14 protein-coding genes are annotated in these 15,909 nt (G+C 45.7%); 3 read left to right on the forward strand and 11 right to left on the reverse strand.

The window, feature by feature from the left end:
- Positions 1-75: 75 nt before the first annotated feature.
- The gene (locus QE390_RS14445) at positions 76-678 is read right to left on the reverse strand and encodes a hypothetical protein (protein WP_307142652.1); all 603 of its coding nucleotides are present in this window, start codon (positions 676-678) and stop codon (positions 76-78) included.
- A gap of 91 nt (positions 679-769) precedes the next feature.
- Positions 770-1,102, reverse strand: coding sequence for a hypothetical protein (locus QE390_RS14450; protein WP_307142653.1), 333 nt, complete (start codon positions 1,100-1,102; stop codon positions 770-772).
- Between the two features lie 349 nt (positions 1,103-1,451).
- Here QE390_RS14450 and QE390_RS14455 point away from each other — a divergent pair, with 349 nt between their 5' ends.
- Positions 1,452-2,387, forward strand: a complete 936-nt coding sequence (locus tag QE390_RS14455) for a polysaccharide deacetylase (protein WP_307142654.1) — start codon at positions 1,452-1,454, stop codon at positions 2,385-2,387.
- Here QE390_RS14455 and QE390_RS14460 read toward each other — a convergent pair.
- The 9 genes from QE390_RS14460 to sufC form a co-directional block, all read right to left on the reverse strand.
- A complete protein-coding gene (locus tag QE390_RS14460) occupies positions 2,384-3,475 on the reverse strand; it encodes a DUF2891 domain-containing protein (protein WP_307142655.1) in 1,092 nt (363 codons plus the stop codon). The two genes, QE390_RS14455 and QE390_RS14460, sit on opposite strands and share 4 nt — an antisense overlap.
- A gap of 161 nt (positions 3,476-3,636) precedes the next feature.
- Positions 3,637-4,539 carry an oxygen-dependent coproporphyrinogen oxidase gene (hemF, locus tag QE390_RS14465; protein ID WP_106635630.1) on the reverse strand — a complete coding sequence of 301 codons (903 nt, stop codon included), beginning with the start codon at positions 4,537-4,539 and terminating at the stop codon, positions 3,637-3,639.
- 14 nt (positions 4,540-4,553) lie between these two features.
- Positions 4,554-7,163 (reverse strand): penicillin-binding protein 1A, encoded by a 2,610-nt coding sequence (locus QE390_RS14470; RefSeq protein ID WP_106635631.1) that lies wholly within the window; start codon positions 7,161-7,163, stop codon positions 4,554-4,556.
- A 129-nt stretch (positions 7,164-7,292) separates the two neighbouring features.
- A complete protein-coding gene (locus QE390_RS14475) occupies positions 7,293-7,727 on the reverse strand; it encodes a BrxA/BrxB family bacilliredoxin (RefSeq protein WP_106635632.1) in 435 nt (144 codons plus the stop codon).
- 109 nt (positions 7,728-7,836) lie between these two features.
- The gene (locus tag QE390_RS14480) at positions 7,837-8,148 is read right to left on the reverse strand and encodes an SUF system Fe-S cluster assembly protein (protein ID WP_106635633.1); all 312 of its coding nucleotides are present in this window, start codon (positions 8,146-8,148) and stop codon (positions 7,837-7,839) included.
- Positions 8,149-8,256: 108 nt separating this feature from the next.
- A complete protein-coding gene (locus tag QE390_RS14485) occupies positions 8,257-8,679 on the reverse strand; it encodes a SufE family protein (protein WP_307142656.1) in 423 nt (140 codons plus the stop codon).
- 142 nt (positions 8,680-8,821) lie between these two features.
- Positions 8,822-10,060: a SufS family cysteine desulfurase gene (locus QE390_RS14490; protein ID WP_373424562.1), complete on the reverse strand. Its 1,239-nt coding sequence runs from the start codon at positions 10,058-10,060 to the stop codon at positions 8,822-8,824.
- 364 nt (positions 10,061-10,424) lie between these two features.
- Positions 10,425-11,741, reverse strand: a complete 1,317-nt coding sequence (gene sufD / locus QE390_RS14495; RefSeq protein WP_307142658.1) for a Fe-S cluster assembly protein SufD — start codon at positions 11,739-11,741, stop codon at positions 10,425-10,427.
- 71 nt (positions 11,742-11,812) lie between these two features.
- Positions 11,813-12,571: a Fe-S cluster assembly ATPase SufC gene (gene sufC / locus QE390_RS14500; RefSeq protein WP_106635637.1), complete on the reverse strand. Its 759-nt coding sequence runs from the start codon at positions 12,569-12,571 to the stop codon at positions 11,813-11,815.
- An 873-nt stretch (positions 12,572-13,444) separates the two neighbouring features.
- On the opposite strand from sufC, the gene QE390_RS14505 reads away from it, so the two are divergent.
- Positions 13,445-14,875 (forward strand): arginine deiminase family protein, encoded by a 1,431-nt coding sequence (locus tag QE390_RS14505; RefSeq protein ID WP_106635638.1) that lies wholly within the window; start codon positions 13,445-13,447, stop codon positions 14,873-14,875.
- A gap of 15 nt (positions 14,876-14,890) precedes the next feature.
- Positions 14,891-15,823, forward strand: a complete 933-nt coding sequence (ctlX, locus tag QE390_RS14510; RefSeq protein ID WP_307142659.1) for a citrulline utilization hydrolase CtlX — start codon at positions 14,891-14,893, stop codon at positions 15,821-15,823.
- The last annotated feature ends 86 nt before the right edge of the window (positions 15,824-15,909 follow it).

The following is a 15,909-nucleotide window of genomic DNA, read 5'->3' on the forward strand; positions in this document are numbered from 1 at the left end:
ACTATACTTGTAGCCATCGGCCAGAGGCCTATAGCTATTGCGTCACTCGGCAGAGCCGAGCGATTGCGGGGGGAGTTATTGGTTTGCCGATAAAAGGTTTTTACGTATTAAATAAGTCATTCCAACTGAATCTTTTTTATCACTAAAAACAATAAGATTATCTTTCTCTTTAGTGAAAGGATGACGCCTTATTATTCCAAATTTATAAGTCCGTTCTTTCGAAAACATGGATTTTTTATACGATATATGAATAGTGTCATTAATAAAAGAATACTCACCAATATCTTCAGTTATTCCAAAACAGACACTTTTGGACTTAGTTAAACCGCTATCCTTTAGAGTAATTGTGTCGGTACAGTTTGCAACTCCTTCATAAGTGGCGACTAATACATCAACGCCTTCATATTTACTAAAATCGATAATTCCTTCAGGAAAAATAAAAGTCAGAAAAAGTAAGGGAAACATAATTTCAATGACTTGAATTCTGATTTTGTTATGAAATCGTTCGCTAATTGATTTATAAATCTGAATAAATAAGTTTACAACTAAAACAACATAAGATGTGACTAAAGATAAAAATACAGGTAGAAAAAATACGTTCAATCTTCCTGACCAGAAGTAAGAAGTATGGACAATAAAAAAATAAAGAATAGTAAACAGTAGTAGACGTTTAGGCATGGCTCTGTAATGAGATTAAAGGTAGTTAAAGCTTTCATCTACTAGATGGTTAAAATTGCGAGATTCTTATGAAATCTCGCAATTCCTCCCTTTAGGACTTAATGCTAACCTTCTCCGGCGTTGGGTATTCCAGCAATTTAGAAAAGTCTACTTTCCAGAAATCTAAATCTAGCAGACGGCCTTGTGTGTCTTTGGTAAGGGTAATGACGACGGGCGTTTCGTCAGAATCCGTATAGTCTACCTGAATCAGATCGCCATCGTACGCATTAGGGTCGCCGCCGAGTGAAATGCTACCCATTTTCCCCCCCTCGTATTCATCTACCAGTTCGTTGAAGGGATAATCTTCGCGTTTCAGATTCAATTGTTCCAGTAGGTAATGAATCAGGGTTCGTTCGTTTTCGCGGATGGGTCGTAATTGGCTCATGAGTACGTTGCAATAGAATAGATAAACTCAAACTTACGGGAAGTAGGGGAGGAGTGCGAATTTTTCTTTCTGAAAAAGCTAAGATCGTACAATCAATGGTCAAGTTCAGGGAAGATAGGCGTTGATAAGTGCCCTGTGAAATCCGGGAGGCTTCCCCGGTTTATCACCCAGGGTTTTGCGTTTGTCGAGATGCGGGCTGATAACCTGACTAAAGGTTTGGCCACAAGCTATGATCAGATCCGATGAAGGATTAGTTATTTTAGAAAATGAAACGATAGTGTTTATTACCAACAATTCACTACTTTACCTCACCATTACCCAAGTAAAACCAACAACGGTAAACTAGTTCATGAAGGCCCTTATTACCACCCTGTTTCTATTCTTCAGCGTTACGCTGAGTTTTGCTCAACTCAACGAATATCAACCCTTTATCGCTCAGTCTAACGAATACCTGATCCTGCGGAAATGGCAAGAAGGTTCGACTGAAAAATACTGGGCGGTGCATCCGAAAACCTTGCAAACGATGGTTTTGGAAAACGTTACTGTCAAGCCAATGGATAAAAACGAAGCCCGGAGCTGGATAGGTCGAACGCCTTATGGCCGAGCTTTGTATACAGAACAAACGAGGGCTGGAGCTTTGCAGGATGCAGGGTTAACCCGAACGCAACCCAACGAGAAAGGCTTTAGCCTGACAATGGACTTATGCCCCTCGCACAAACCTCTGACACGAACCGTTTTCGAAGATTTGATAGCGGCTTTCGAACCCGAAGAAAAGCCCGTACCGATCACAATTACCATCACGGGTTTATGGATGCAGAGCCATGCGGATGATTTGCAATGGCTGAAAAATCTGGAAAAACGTGGAGATTTACGAATAACCTGGGTTAATCATTCCTTTCATCACCAGTACGATCCGAAGTTGCCGCTGACTCGTAATTTCCTGTTATCCAAAGGTACCAATATGGCGAGTGAGGTATTACTCAACGAACAGGCCATGATTCAGAACGGATTGCTGCCTTCCATCTTTTTCCGTTTTCCCGGCCTGATTTCTGATCAATCAATTTTTGATGATGTCCTTAATCTGGGATTATTACCCCTCGGTAGTGACGCCTGGCTGGCGAAAGGGCAGAAGGTGCAACCGGGCAGCATTGTATTAATTCACCCCAACGGAAACGAACCCGTAGGCATCGCTGATTTCATTAAGTTAATCAAAACCAACGCTAGTTCTATCAGAAAAAAAGACTGGCTGTTGTACGATTTACCAGCCAGTCTTTCCCAAAATTAATCGACACTCAGAGCGTATACCGCGAAAGAGGCCAGCCAGTGCTCGCCGCCATAGTTACCTCCAGCTACCTGAGGTAAGGTTTTGCTGAGGTGTTCCTGAGCACTCGCCAGTAACTTCTTCCGGCGTTTGTCTTTCTCGGGTAAAGCCGAGGCAATGCCTTTCATACACCAAGCCCGACTTAACGCTAGCCCATCCAGATGGACGATGGAATAATCCGTTCGGTCGCTTACGAAGGGTAACTTCATGACATTATCCAGTCCTTCGGCGGGCATGTATTGATTGAACCAGGTCAGAAATTCTTTCGGAGAAAGGACCCGACGCATCAAGTCGCACACTTCCAGCGAAGGCGAAAGGAAATCCGTTCCGTCGGGCTCCTGGATGGCCGGAGCGTTTTTATTGGCAAGGTAATAATCCTTACTGCGTTGAATAATTAAGGCCTCAAACTCGGTGTCTTTCACCGAACGGGCGTAATCCAAAGCAAAAACCAAACCAAACGCCGTGTTAGGGTGAACACCCGTACGGTTGGGATAGGTTTGTTTGGGGAGGAAGTTTTTCCATAAGGTAAGAATCTTGGCCGTTAAGGGCTTCAGATTTTGGTGCCATTGTTTTGCCTGTGGATCATTCCAAGCCTGTAACTCTTCGTCCAGTTTCAGTAACCAGGCCCAACCGTACGTCCGCTCAAAACCTTTGGCAATTTTATATTTATCAAAATAAGCGGCTTCGGCCTGTAATTTTTCGGTTTGAAAGCTGGTATTCAATACCTCACGAATGGCCTTTTGCTCGCTTAGGTTTGGGTACATTTTCAATAATCGCACCAGCATCCAGTGACCGTGAACAGACGAATGCCAATCCAGACAGCCATAAAACGAAGGGTGTAACTGCTGAGGTGTCAGGCTCATGTCCGCCTCAAACTCATAGGTATGGTTCGGTTTGTTTGGTAATACCTGCGTAATGCAATGCAGAGGTAACTGAGCCAGGTGAGACGCTCCGGCTTCGGTTAACTTCATGGCAGTGCTATCAAACAAAACCGTCTGGGCCGAAAGCTGGTAACTAAGCAAACCCAAAGCAAGGAGGGTAAATTTTTTCATAGGAGTGTATACACGGTTAAGGATCAATGACACCATTAAAACAAACGTAGAGATGCGAGTAATTTGAAGGTAACAAAAACTGCCTCTTACCCAGACGCGATCAGTCGCGTCTCTACGGAAAAAGAAAAAAGCTCAACCCGGAAGAGTTGAGCTGGTAAGTATTAAGCCCAGTCAATACCCTTACGTAACCATTGCAGGGTTCTTTCTTCGGCACTACCTGGCTCAGGATGATGATCGTACTCCCAGCGAGCCAGTGGCGGTAAGCTCATTAATATAGACTCCGTTCGACCGTTGGTTTCCAGACCAAACTTAGTACCCCGATCGTGAACGAGGTTAAATTCAACGTAACGTCCCCGGCGTAACAACTGCCAGTCGCGTTGAGCTTCGGTATAGGCTTCGTCTTTATGCTTTGCCATGAAGCTCGTATAAATCGGAGCAAAAGATTCGCCGATGGCTTTCGTAAACTCGAATAAATGCTCTTTCGACTGCGTTTCGGAGGGCTTCAGGTAATCATAAAAAATACCCCCGATGCCCCGCGTTTCGTCCCGGTGAGGAGAGAAGAAGTAATCATCCGCCCAGGTTTTGAACTTGGGGTAATAGTCTGGCGAAAAGCGATCGCAGGCCGACTTTAACTGTTGATGAAACCAGCGGGCATCTTCTTCAACGACGTAATGAGGCGTTAAATCAATACCGCCGCCAAACCAGCAGGTGCCTGTAGACAATTCAAAATACCGAACATTCATGTGAATAATCGGTACGTTTGGATTTACCGGGTGCTGAACGATGGACACGCCCGTGGCAAAAAATTCGGTCCCTTCCTCTACTCCCAGCGAAGCCCGCATCTTGGGATGAATTTCTCCCGATACGGCTGAAAAACCGACTCCCCCTTTTTCCAGAACAGCACCGTCGGCAATGACCCGGGAGCGACCGCCGCCGCCGCCGGGGCGTTCCCAGAGGTCTTCCCGGAACCTGGCGAGGCCATCGGCTTTCTCTAGTTCCTGGCAAATGTGGTCCTGTAATCCTTTAAAATACTCGGAAATTTCCTGTTTATCTATAACGGCCATGCCGGAATTTGTCTTTAAAGATTCAATGAATCGGGTCGTATATCGATAGTGGGAGGTGCGAACAGATCTTCCAGTGAATCGTTTTCAAAATAATTGGTAGTATCACTCTGAATCGGAGCGTAATAAGACTGACAGGATTTGTATTCTTTCGAAATCGACAGATTCATTTCTTCCGCCGTTGGGAAAGGCTTCAGTGTGTAGGCTCCCGAGTTCAGCATTCGTAACATGAAGTCCTTGTAAATCGGAAGTGCGGTTTGAGCTCCTTCGCCGCGTCGACCCTTGAAGTGAATACTTCGGTCATCACCTCCCACCCAGACTCCGGTCACCAGATCAGAGGTTACTCCCATGAACCAGCCGTCGGAATAATTGGAAGTAGTTCCGGTTTTTCCACCAAAGGAATCATATAACGTCTGGCGTGAAACGCCTTTAGGACTGAATTGCCAGAGGAGGCGAGAAGAGGTTCCTCCGCCTGAAACGCCACCCTGAAGCATGTTTCGCAACAAGAAAGCTGATTCTGGACGAATGACCTGCGTCCGGTTTTTTACAGCCATATCCTTGAAATCGGCAATGATTTCACCATCACGACCTTCAATTCGAAGAATCAATTGAGGTTCAATGCGATAACCACCGTTAATAAAGGCTGAATAGGCTTCTACCATTTCATAAAGCGAAACGTCTTCCGATCCTAGTCCGACGGAAGGAACAGCCTGAATTCGGCTCTTGATGCCTAATTTATGAGCGTATTGAGAAACGGTGTCTGGGGTTACCAGATCCGTTACCTGAGCCGCTACGGAGTTGATGGAACGAGCCATTGCTTCGCGTAAGGTCATCTCACGGTAAGTGAAGTACCCTTCCGCATTTTGCGGAGACCAGCGTTTCTTCTCCCCGTTTTCTTCATATTCTTTAGTGAAGGGCTGATCCCTCACGGTATAACAAGGGCTCAAGTCACGTGGGCCATCGATAGCAGCACAATACATAATGGGCTTAAACGTAGAACCCGGCTGACGCTTGGCCTGACGAACGTGATCGTACTTGAAATAATTATAGTCCAGTCCACCAACCCAGGCTTTGATGTAACCCGTTTGAGGGTCCATCGCCATCATACCGGCTTGAAGCATCCGCTTGTAATAACCCAGCGAATCCATGGAAGTAAACTCTTCCTGACGGCGGGTAATCTGAGGGTCACCTTCTTTGGCCTTATCATTCCAGGCAAACACACGAACGGGGTGTTTAACCTTAGTCAGGTAATAACGGATCGAATCCGGCTGTCCGGGGAAACGTTTCGCTAAAGCTTTATAGGCTTCGGTACGTTTCATAGCCGAATCCAGGAAGTTTGGAATCTCCTGGCCGTTCTCGTAAATCCAGGGATTACGCGAGCCCAAGTGATTCTTAAATTCCCGTTGCGTCTGCCGCATATTTCCCACCAGAGCTTTAATGGCATCCGCCTGCATCCGGGAGTCGATGGTGGTATAAATCTTCAAACCATCGGTGTATAAATCAATACGCTCGTCATTGCTTTCCGCCCATTTGGCAACGGCTTCGGCAATGTATTTTTTGAAGTAACCTTCATAACCAATGGCTTCTTCTTCCTGAAGAGCTTTCTCGCGATCAGTTCTCACGCCTAAATCCAGACGGGCGATGGAGTCGGCCTGGGGTTCCGTGAGGTAACCGTACTTAGCCATCTGGGCTAATACCACATTCCGGCGTTCTTTGGACCGCTCGGGATTGATGTAGGGATTATAGGTAGTAGTAGCTTTCTGTAAACCAACCAGAACGGCTCCTTCCTGTACGCTTAATTCCTGGGGCTGTTTCCCAAAATAAACCCGTGACGCGGTCCGAATACCGTAGGTGTTGGAACCAAAATCTACGGTATTGAAATACATCAGCAAAATTTCATCTTTTGAATATTGCCGCTCCAGCTTCAGGGCCGTTAGCCACTCTTTGGATTTAATCACAAAAAGCCCTACTACTGGAATAGAGCCTAGTAAGCCTTTACGGGCGATCCCCGTTTTCTTGCGGATTTTGAATAAGTTTTTGGCTACCTGCTGGGTAATGGTTGAGCCTCCACCGCGTTGGTTGCCGGTAATGACTCCAAAAGCCACCCGACCCATCGCAGGCCAGTCAATGCCACCGTGTTCGTAAAAACGGGCATCCTCGGTAGCAATCAGAGCTTCAACCGTATGTTTGGGAAGTTCCTCAAAATTGCGGACGGGCGTCCGGTTTTCAGTGAAAAAACGACCCAGCGGTTTTCCGTCAGCCGTATAAATCTCGGAAGCTACAGCTAGGTTTGGGTTCGCCAATTCTTCTGTACTAGGCGTTTCCCCGGTGAGGTACAGAAAGTTCGTTTCCAGTACGAACCAGTAGGCTAGTAATAAAACGAATAGATTCAGGCCAAAGCCAACAATTCGGCCGGGCCAGGGATGCTTCCGGCGAAAGGCCCGGTAAGGGGCTCGAATGCGATGAAACCAGAAGTCAGAAACATTGGTCTCAACTCGAGTATAAGAGGTACCGAAAATTCGTACTAATGCCATACGAATCAGGCTCCAGAGCTTAGAAAAAGCCCAGACAAAGGGGAAAGTAATGATTTTCCAGAGCGTCCTGAAAAAGCCGCGAATTTTTTCCATGTGTGCGTAAAATTCCTGCCTAGCGGGCGGATGAGGGCGAAGTTAACACTTCCCGTCAAAAAGTAAGCCCTTCCGATATTAACTCGAAAGGGCTTCTTTTATTTTATCCAATCTTTATTGCTGATTTTCTTAGGCTTCAGCGGAATTACAAAATTCATCAAAAACCATTTCCAGGTGTTGAGCAATAATCTCAGCAGGACGACCTTCGATGTGGTGACGCTCTACGAAATGCACCAGTTCACCGTCTTTAAATAACGCAATAGCTGGTGAGCTTGGAGGATAAGGCAGCGTAAACTCACGAACCTTAGCTGTAGCTTCCATATCCACCCCTGCAAATACAGTATACAGACGGTCGGGTTTAGCCTGAGAATTATTCACTGCATATTTTACACCGGGACGAGCCGTGCGGGCTGAACAGCCACAAACAGAATTGATGAAGACCAGCGTCGTTCCTTCTTCCGCTTCAGCCATGGCCTTATTTACATCTTCAGCCGAGTGTAATTCCTGGAAACCACCTTCAGTGATGTCCATACGCATGGGAAGTACGAGTTCAGCAGGGTACATTGACATTGCTTTATTTTTTTTAGTTTGAAATAGTATAGTTGTTGGTTGTTTGTTGATGGTTGTTGGAATTTTACGAACAACGAATACCCATCAACGAACAACTAAAAAATTACATGAATCCTAGTTCGAGTTTCGCTACGTCGGACATCATATCCTGCGAGTACGGAGGATCGAAGGTTAATTCCACGGAAACATCCGAAACACCTTCAATTTCGCGAACTTTCTGCTCGGCTTCTCCCGGAATTTCACCCGCAGATGGGCAGGCGGGGGAGGTGAGCGTCATCAGTACGTATACGTTATTAACGGGAAAAATCTTGATGTCGTAAATCAGACCCAGTTCGTAAATGTCCACCGGAATTTCGGGATCATAAACGGTCTTCAGAGCCGCAACCACCTTTTCCCGTAATTCTTCTTCATTCATGGGGAATGTGTTTAAAGTTTTGAGTTTAGGGTTTTGAGTTTAGGGTTTGGGTGAACTAAATTATTCAACAATAACTCCAAACTCTCCACACAAAACTCCCAACATAATTTAGTTCTTCAATGCACTGAAAGCCAGTGCGTAGGTTTTCATTTGTTTTAGCATCGAAGCCAGACCGTTGGAACGGGTTTGGGCTAAGTGTTGCTGAAGACCCACACGCTCCATAAAGTACAGATCAGCATTGATGATTTCTTCGGGGGTATGCCCGGAAAGAACTTTCACCAGCATCGAAATCAGACCTTTCACAATAATAGCGTCGGAGTCTGCGGTAAAAACAACTTTGTCGCCGTTAAGTTCAGCGTGTAACCAAACCCGACTCTGACAACCTTTAATGATGTGATCTTCAGTTCTGAACTGCTCTTCAAACGGAGCCAGTTTTTTCCCTAAATCAATGATGTATTCGTATTTCCCTTCCCAATCATCAAATAACTCAAACTCTTCGATGATCTCGTCCTGGGTTTCGTTAATAGTCATATTTTGTTGTTGGTTGTTAGTTAATAGTTGTTTGTAAAATCCAGTAACAAACAACCATCAGCCAATAACTAAATGTTACTGATTGTTGGTTGATCGTTGTTAGTAAAGACTAATAACAAACAACCATCAACCAATAACTAAATTAAGCCATAAGCTTTTTCACGCGGTGTAAACCCGCTACTAATTTGTCAATTTCTTCAATGGTATTGTAAAAAGCGAACGAAGCCCGTGTGGTTCCCAGAATACAGAAACGATCCATGACTGGTTGGGTGCAGTGGTGACCCGTTCGAACGGCAATGCCTTGCTGATCCAGGATGATACCGATGTCCTGGTGGTGAATACTCTCCAGAACGAAGGACAATACCGAGATTTTTTCTTTCGCCTGACCAATAATCCGAACACCCTCTATTTGACTTACCTGCTCTGTTGCATAGGTCAGTAAATGATTTTCATAAGCCGAAATAGTAGATTTACCGATGGAATTGATGTATTCCAGAGCGGTTTTCAGAGCAACTACGTCGGCAATGTTCGGGGTACCGGCTTCGAACTTATAAGGAAGATCATTGAAAGTCGTTTTCTCGAACGTTACTTCTTTAATCATTTCCCCGCCACCCATGTATGGAGGCATGGCTTCGAGTAAAGCCCGCTTGCCGTATAAGGCACCGATGCCCGTAGGGCCGTAGAGTTTGTGAGCCGAGAAAGCATAAAAATCGACATCCAGATCCTGGACGTCAATTTCAAGGTGGCTGCTGGCCTGGGCTCCGTCTACTAATACCACCGCACCGACGGCGTGTGCCTTGGCAATGATTTCCTTAACGGGGTTCACCGTGCCCAATGAATTGGAAGCATGGTTCACTGCAACGATCTTCGTGCGGTCGGAAAGCATGGTATCGAACGTTTCCATATCCAGTTCTCCATTTTCGAGAACGGGAATCGCCCGAACGGTTAACCCTTTTTCACCCGCCAGCATTTGCCAGGGAACGATGTTGGAATGGTGCTCCAGCCCGGAAATAATGATTTCGTCACCTGCTTTCAGAAAGTGACGACCATACGTTTGAGCCACGAGATTAATCCCCATGGTGGTGCCGGAGGTAAAAATAATTTCTTCTGCCGAAGGAGCGTTCAGAAAATCACGAACGGCCCGACGGGACGCTTCAAAATCAGCCGTAGCTTTTTCAGCCAGCGTATGAATACCGCGGTGAATATTGGCATTATAACCCCGATAATAATTCATCAGAGCCTCAATCACCGCGACGGGCTTTTGGGTCGTAGCGGCGTTATCAAAGTAAACCAGTTTGCGGCCGTTTACTTCCTGATCCAGAATGGGAAAATCAGCCCGGATGCGTTCAATATCAAAACTAACTGCGGAGGTTGTAGTCATCATACTGGGAATTGGTTGCTGATGCGTTTGGGGTTAAAGGTTTCGTGTTTTGAGTTAATTTTCCCAAGACCTCAAAACCACAGCGACGAACGCTATGAACCCCCTACACTTAATCAAGATTCTTTACAGTTGGTTTGGAGTCAAGAACGCTTGGTAATGGCTTATAAAATTAACCCAAAACTCTAAACTCCACTAACCTAACTCTACTAATCAAGATTGCTTGAAAAGAGTTTCGAAAGGTGAAGATATTACCTGTAAGAGTCTATCTTTTTACTAGAGTAACCTATTTTCTAAAAAAATGACCGAAACGATTGGTGATTGGGAAAATCCATCGTTTCGGTCACAAGACAAAGGAATCAGGTGATTAGACTTCGCCTACTTTTTTAGCAATAGCGGATTCCAGATATTCCCGGATGGCTGGGATTTTGATTTTCTCCACTACATCTTCTGCAAAAGCCAGCATTAATAAAGCACGACCTTTGTCTTTAGGAATACCTCTGGACTGTAAATAGAATAACGCTTCTTCGTCCATCTGACCCGTCGTCGTTCCGTGTGAACATTTCACGTCGTCGGCGTAGATTTCCAGCTGAGGCTTGGTATTCATGGTGGCATCTGGAGAAGCCAGCACGTTTTTACAGCTCTGGTAGGCGTTGGTTTTCTGGGCATCCTCGCGAACGAAGATCTTACCGTTGAAAACACCCGTCGATTTATCAAACATGATGCCTTTGTACAACTCGTTTGAGTAGGAGTTAGGCATTGCGTGATCTACCAGGGTATGGTTATCAATGTGTTGTTTGCCATTAGGCAGGTACAGGCCCGTCAGGTGAGCTTCTACGTACTCTCCACCCATAACCAGATTCAGGTTATTACGAACCCAGCCCCCGTTGAGGGTTACGGTTGTATCGTAACTCAACGCTTTATCGCTGTGGTGAACCTGAGTGGTGCCAATGTGGAAGGCTTTTTCTGATTCGTCCTGAACCTTGTAGTGATCGTAATTGGCTTCTTTTCCTAAAAAGGCTTCCGTAACAGTGTTCGTGAATGAAGCAAATTCTCCCAACGTTCGAAACGATTCAGCTACTTTCAGCGAAGCTCGCTCTTCCACGATAATCAGGTTACGCAGTTGAACCGCTACATTTTCGGTACGGGCATCAGAAATGAACCGCAGAATGATCGGAGCTTCTACAACTTTGCCTTTGGTCACGTGAATAAAAGCACCGTACTGAGCAAAAGCCGTATTCAGAGCCGTAAAAGCATCATTTGAATCGTCGGCATATTTGGCAAAGTGCTCTTCAACTAACGCGGGATATTTTTTATATCCTTCGGTAAAGGTCAGAATCTCCACTTCGTCAGCGGGCGACACAATGGTCGAAAGCTGGGGCTGATACTGACCGTTGATAAAGTAAAGTATATTTCCTGCCAGATTCGGGATTTCGAGGGAAGTCAGATGGTCGTGCGAGATCTCAGCCGAAGGAGTAATATTAAACTCCTGACTAACGAGATTTTTGACGTTCGAATACTTCCACTCTTCATGTCTGATCGTCGGAAAACCTAACTGCTCGAAACGCGACAGGGCGAGCCGGCGTCGCTGATGAAGCGAGCTACGGCTTTCACCGTTGAGTCGGGTTTCGTTGAGCTGAAATTCGGCGATCAACTGGGCTTTAAAATCAATCGGAGTAGTCATTACTATCGTTGAATGTAAAATTGAGAATGTTGAATGGAGAGTTCTCTCCACGGTCCATTCTTCATAATCAATTAAACCAGAGCGTCGACTTCCGCCTTGATCCAGTCGTAACCTTTTTCTTCCAGTTCGAGAGCCAGTTCTTTCGTACCGGATTTCACGATACGGCCTTTGTAAAGAACGTGAACGAAGTCGGGTACGATGTAATCCAGCAGACGCTGGTAGTGAGTTACTACGATGAACGAGCGTTCGCCATCGCGGAGGGTATTAACGCCTTCTGCCACGATACGCAGGGCATCGATATCCAGACCAGAGTCCGTTTCGTCCAGAATGCCTAGCTTGGGTTCAAGCATTGCCATCTGGAATACTTCATTGCGTTTTTTCTCACCGCCGGAAAAGCCTTCGTTCAGGGAACGGCTCAATAAAGACTGATCAATATTAACCAGCTTCATTTTTTCCTTCATGCGTTTCAGGAAGCTTACCGCATCGAGTGGCTCTTGACCCTGATATTTTCGGATCTCGTTCAGAGCCGTTTTCAAAAAGTTGGTAGTCGATACACCGGGAATCTCTACTGGATACTGGAATGCCAGAAAAATACCTTCCGCGGCCCGTTCTTCAGGAGCCAGTTCGAGCAAATCCTTGCCTTCAAAAAGTACGCTACCGCCCGTTACGTCGTAGTCTTCACGACCCGCCAAAACAGAAGCCAGGGTACTCTTACCCGAGCCGTTTGGGCCCATAATCGCGTGAACTTCACCGGGTTTCACTTCCAGATTGATGCCTTTCAGAATCTGCTTTTCCCCAATGGATGCCTGAAGGTTCTCTATTTTAAGCATAGCTGCTTTGTGTCAAGTAAGTGGTTCTAAACTGCAAAGGTACAGGTTCTCAGTTAAAAGAACGCTGTTTGTGAAAGGATAACTTGCTTTTGAAAAGATTGGTTCTCCTAAAATCAGGAAGTTACTGGTGGATAAAGAGAAAAATAGGGGGGATTTAAGGATGATTTTTAGGGGGTATTTCTACAATAGAAGTATAACCCCGCTGTGGTTAAATAGGCTGGATAACCCCGGATGATAATCCGGGCAAAGTGGAAGAGATGGACGATTATCTCAATTAATTCTACTATGTATGTAATAATCAAAACCCCAGCGGGGTTAAATCATGGATAGCCCCGGGCTGGCAATCCGGGGAAATCCAGCGGGGGAAACGGGAAACCATACCATTATCTACCTAATAACCTTGATTTATGCTATCCTTATAACCTCGATTCGGGGGGCATATGCAATGCGGGCCACTGACAGTCTCCCCCGGGTTATCACCCGGGGCTATCCATAGTTTAACCCCGCTAGGGTTTTGAATAAAGAAAAACGACACGGGTTTAGCCAAGTAACCGTGTTGCTTGGCGTGTGAGCCATTCAAATTAAGCCCCGACAGGGCTGGAAAGCGTTAGCCAAATGACCCAAAATCCCCTCAGCAGGCGAATTTCGGCCTTTTAAGAATGATCATCCCGAAAACTTTTTTCTGGGTTTAAAAGCAATAGGCCCATTTTTGGCAATTTGAGCTGGAAATGAAATTTTTCACTTTGCAGAAAGCGTTTAACTTGCGGCCAACCATGTATAGGGAGTCAAAGACGGTATCAACGAAAACCTAATAAACCGACGAGCAAATCTTGTCCTTAATCACCGCCTGATTCCCGTCCAAAAATGTAGTGTATGCAATCCATTTCAGTTTCGAGTGAAGTAGGAACCTTAAAACGCCTGCTCATTCACAGTCCAGATTCAGGATTAGGGAAGGTAGTCCCTTCCAAGGCTCAGGACTGGCTATTCGAAGACATTGTGCATCTGGATACGATGCGAAAAGACGAGTACGACTATTACGTTAAAATTCTTCTATACTTTCTCGATCCCGAGAAAATCAAAGGCAAACTTGCCGCTATTGATGCTGACCCCAAGCGATCCTTTTATAAACCCGATCATCCTGAATATTTCAATTCCAGCAGAGTCATTGAATTTCAGAAACTGCTGGCCGATATCCTGGATAATGATCAGGTAAAAACCAAACTCATCGCGGCGATTTGTGCCGTTGAACACGAATGGTACACTACGCAGAATGAGTTGAGTGAGCTGTCTTCCGTGGAACTGGCCAAAACGCTGATTTCAGGAACGACACCCGCAGGCGAAATGCTTTTTGCTCCCGTACCAAATTTTATTTTTACGCGGGACATTGGCATTACCATCAATGACCATTTTCTGCTGAATAAACCGGCCAAACAGGCCCGCACGCGGGAAGCCTTACTAGCTCAATACATCTTTTATACGCACCCGGTTTTCGCCGATCTTCGCGGGAAAATTATTGAGTTACCCGACAATGAACTGTACTTTTTGTTACCCGATAACGAAAAGAATTACAACAAAACTACGCTGGAAGGCGGCGACGTAATGATCGTTGCTCCAAATCACCTGGTCATTGGCGTTTCGGAACGGACGACAGTTTTTGCGGCTCAGCAGGCCATTAAAATTCTGTTTGAGAAGCATGTGGTCGATAAGATTACCGTCGTGAAAATTCCCTTCAAGCGGGATTATATGCACCTCGATACGGTTTGTACCCAGGTAAAGAAAAACGTCTGGGTGGTGTTGGGGTCCTTACTCAAGCAAGGCCGCCACGGCGAAGATCAGATTGATCCCACCATGAGTGGGCTGATTCCGCCTAAGTTAGATGATGACGTAAAAATTGTTCAGTTCTTTAAAGGAGAAACGGCTACCCGCGAGTTGGCTAGTCTGGAAGAGTTACTCATTCAAATCAGCGTTGAAGATTTAGGCTGCTCGCCAGAGGAGGTAAGGTTTATCTATTCGGGTAATAACGAATTCCCTTACGGGGCACGTGAGCAATGGACGGACTCCTGCAACCTGTTGGCCTTGAAAGAAGGCGTAGTGATTGGGTACGATCGTAACGATAAAACCCTTGAAGCGTTCCGTCAGCAGGGATTTCGTACCGTTCGGGCGGCTGATTTATTACAGGAATTTGAGCAGGGCATTACTTCACCCGACACGCTGACGGATACCTTTATTATGTTACCCAGTGCCGAATTATCCCGGGCCCGGGGTGGTTCGCACTGTATGTCAATGCCTTTATTGCGTAGCTAGCACTTATTTAATACCATGAGAACGCAGTCCACAAGTAATCTTTTAATGATCCGGCCTGTGCGGTTTGGATTTAACGAACAAACCGCGTCTTCCAACGCTTTTCAGGATGTTCACGCGGCGGATGAAACCAAAGAAATTGCCCAGCAGAAAGCTCTCGAAGAGTTTGACGAAATGGTGCGTTTATTACATGCCAAAGGTGTAAACGTGCTGGTCATTGAGGATACGGTTGAACCCTACACGCCCGACTCCATTTTTCCGAATAACTGGGTGAGTTTCCATTTCAACGGAACGGTGATTACCTATCCGATGCAGGCGGAAAATCGTCGGCTAGAGCGACGGGAGGATATTTTGAAACAGATTGAAGAGCATTTTTACATCAATCGCCGGGTAGATTTAACGGCTTTTGAGAACGAAGGCAAGTTTTTGGAAGGTACCGGATCGATGGTTCTGGATCGGAAATACAAGATTGCTTATGCCTGCCTTTCTCCTCGTACGAACGAAGAAGTTTTGGATGCCTTTGCCTTGCAGATGAACTACGAAGTGGTAAAATTCCACGCTGTAGATGAGCTGGGTCGCCCCATTTACCATACCAACGTATTGATGTGCATTGGTGACATGTTCGCAGTCATTTGTCTGGATGCGATTCCCGATCCTGACGAGAAGTTTATCGTACGGAGTTCACTGGAAACATCCGGTCGGCAGATTATTGAAATTACACTGGATCAGATGAAGCATTTTGCGGGTAATATGCTCCAGATTCGCAATACGAAAGGAGAGCAGATTTTGATGATGTCGACGAAGGCCTATGAAAGCCTGACGCCCCGACAGATTGATTCGCTTGACGACTACTGCCAGATTTTACACACGGACCTGAGCATCATCGAAAGCAACGGTGGCGGTTCGGCTCGTTGCATGATTGCGGAGATTCACCTGCCGGTTAAATATTAAGGTAGAGACGCGACTTTATCGCGTCTGGGTAGAGGCGGGTTTGGGTACTTTTAAACTAATATTATTCCCAGACAAGACGCCATAAA

It is taken from the genome of Siphonobacter sp. SORGH_AS_1065, assembly GCF_030818595.1.
GTDB lineage: Bacteria > Bacteroidota > Bacteroidia > Cytophagales > Spirosomataceae > Siphonobacter.